Annotated in this window: 3 protein-coding genes; 1 reads left to right on the top strand and 2 read right to left on the bottom strand. The window is 61.5% G+C overall.

Going from position 1 to position 1,830, the window contains the following annotated elements:
* Nucleotides 1-839 (top strand): DMT family transporter (locus tag ACOZKU_RS24340; protein ID WP_421581043.1); only part of this gene is annotated, 839 nt, incomplete at its 5' end.
* 260 nt (nucleotides 840-1,099) lie between these two features.
* On the opposite strand, the gene ACOZKU_RS24335 is transcribed toward ACOZKU_RS24340, so the two are convergent.
* Together ACOZKU_RS24335 and ACOZKU_RS24330 are read right to left on the bottom strand one after the other, a co-directional pair.
* A complete protein-coding gene (locus ACOZKU_RS24335; RefSeq protein ID WP_421581042.1) occupies nucleotides 1,100-1,597 on the bottom strand; it encodes an RES family NAD+ phosphorylase in 498 nt (165 codons plus the stop codon).
* A gap of 8 nt (nucleotides 1,598-1,605) precedes the next feature.
* Nucleotides 1,606-1,830: antitoxin Xre/MbcA/ParS toxin-binding domain-containing protein (locus ACOZKU_RS24330; RefSeq protein ID WP_421581041.1), on the bottom strand; the 225-nt coding region annotated here is incomplete at its 5' end.

Below are 1,830 nucleotides of genomic sequence, written 5' to 3'. Positions count from 1 at the left end.
CCTATACCTTCATCAAGATCGGCGTCGAGACGATCCCGCCGGTGACGCTGATTGCGGCGCGGACGCTGATTGCCGGAAGCTTGCTCCTCGTTCTGGTGAAGGCACGCGGCCTATCGCTGCCGCGGGATCGTGCGAGCTGGGGCCGGTTTCTCTTCCAGGCCTGCCTGAACAGCGTCTTTCCGTTCACGTTGATCGCCTGGGCGGAGCAGACGACCGATGCCGGGCTTGCGACAATCCTCAATTCGACTTCGCCGATCTTCACCTTCCTGCTGACGGTGCTCATCACCCGTCATGAGGCGGTGACCGGCCGCAAGCTGTTCGGGGTTTGCGCCGGGCTGCTCGGTGTGTGCCTCATCGTCGGCTTCGAAGCGTTGGCGGGGCTCGGGCATCAGGCCTTGGCGCAAATCGCCATTGTCGTGGCAACCATCTCCTATGCGGGGGCAGCGATTTTCGGAAGGAATTTCGGGGGTATGGACCCAATGCTTCCGGCCGCGGGGTCGATGGTGTGCGGTGCGATCCTGCTCATACCTGTCAGCCTGATCGTCGATCGTCCATGGACATTGACGCCCGCCGACAGCTCGCTCGTTGCGCTGCTTGGCCTGTCGGTCTTTTCGACAGCGCTCGCCTTCGTCATCTATTTCCGCCTCCTCCAGACGCTCGGCTCGGTCGGTACGACGGCGCAGGCCTATTTGCGCGTGCCGATCGGTGTCGCCATCGGCGTTCTGTTCCTGGGAGAGAGACTGATGCCCATGGCCTGGCTTGGCCTGGTCTGTGTTCTCGCAGGCGTCATTGCCATGACGTGGCCAGATCGCACGAGGATTGTCGCTGCAGGTCGCTAGGACGGAAGCAGAGCAATACACGGGGAGGAGCACAGGTCCTGGGCGCGGCGCTCGACGACTCGGAATACATCCGCAATGAGCACCTTGCCCACGATGGGCACGAACGTCACGGCAACAAGTGCCAGGTCCGTGGTTCAATTCCGTTCAAGAGCGTAAGAAACAAGATGTCTTGGATGACGATATGGGTGAAAAGCCAAACGAGCGGCGGTCTCCAGTTGGCCAGCTTCATGTCGATGTGTAGTGGTCGGTCGACACCGATCCTATCGCGAGAGGCGACCTTCGTCGTCGATGAGCGTCAGCCGGCAAGGCGCTGCCTCGCTCCACGTCCAAAGGACTAGATTGGCATCGTTTCCGGCCGCGCCGGGTGCAAAGCTCCTCACGATCAATCCATGATAGCCGGCGGCGGCAAGCCGACCGGCGAAGACTTGCGTCTTCGCCTCTCCGGCCGTTTTCATCTGATCGCGCCATGTGGGATCCGCCAGATCCGCATCGTTCATGCCTTCAGTGCGCAGCGCGATATCGTCCCGCGTATCGAAGATGCGTTCGAAGGCCGCGTCATAGGAGACGAGTGTCGTCGGCTGCAGGGCGCCGGCCTGATTGGCTTCGCGCAACGCCGTGACGATCGACAGCGACGTGTAGAGTGCCGGCATCCCCTTTCGGTTGAACCGACCTCCATACAGTTCAGCGCCACGTCCCGACATCGGCTCGCACGCATAGATCGGATTGAGCGCCCGGTAGAGTTTTCCTCGAAACTCCATCGGCAAGGTCAGGCGTGAACGCCGGCATCGACGCCATCGATATAGTCGAGAACCTCGTCAGCACGGCCGTCGCGGACGAGCTGCATTGCTGTGAAGCCTGAGAAGCCGGGCAAGGGTTCTGAGCGATACCAGGCATAGGCCATCAGGGCGGAGCCAAACCGAGGCTCGACCTTGTTGACGATCTCGGTCATTTCCCGAAGACGCCGCTGCGTCTTGTCCGAGCGAATGCGATC

The sequence above is a fragment of the Shinella sp. M31 genome, from assembly GCF_049199205.1.
Taxonomy (GTDB): domain Bacteria; phylum Pseudomonadota; class Alphaproteobacteria; order Rhizobiales; family Rhizobiaceae; genus Shinella.
The sequence above is the reverse complement of the archived record's forward strand: the minus strand, read 5'-3'. Positions and strand labels throughout refer to the sequence as shown.

Bases quoted from the DNA above. Each gene is read 5' to 3' on its own strand.
- ACOZKU_RS24335 (WP_421581042.1), bottom strand. From the start codon at position 1,597: ATGGAGTTTCGAGGAAAACTCTACCGGGCGCTCAATCCGATCTATGCG.